This is a genomic window from Vibrio sp. 10N.222.49.C9 (assembly GCF_041474985.1).
Taxonomy (GTDB): domain Bacteria; phylum Pseudomonadota; class Gammaproteobacteria; order Enterobacterales; family Vibrionaceae; genus Vibrio; species Vibrio crassostreae_C.
Genome location: NZ_JBFRVD010001655.1, coordinates 1 through 302, shown reverse-complemented (window position 1 = coordinate 302; position 302 = coordinate 1). Strand labels below are relative to the sequence as shown.

At 45.4% G+C, this 302-nt stretch carries 1 pseudogene; it reads left to right on the top strand.

Annotation, left to right across the window (positions count from 1 at the left end):
- Positions 1-302, top strand: a pseudogene (locus tag AB4585_RS29680) (glutathione-regulated potassium-efflux system protein KefB); the annotation flags it as partial.

The following is a 302-nucleotide window of genomic DNA, read 5'->3' as shown; positions in this document are numbered from 1 at the left end:
ATCCAAACTATCGAGTTGTGTCAGCAGCACTTTCCGCACCTTAAGATATTAGCTCGCGCTCGAAGTCGTGTTGAGGCTTATCAATTGTTGAACCATGGTGTCACCAGTTATTCTAGAGAAACCTTCTTAGGCGCTCTGGATCTTGGACGCCAATTGCTCATTGCACTTGGCATGCACCCCCATCAAGCCTCTCGAGCCGAAAAGCACTTTAATAAATTGGATAACACTATGTTGAAAGAGTTGCTTCCTCAACACAGTGATGAGAGCAATTTAGCCTTGCGTGCCAAAGAAGCACGTAAAGA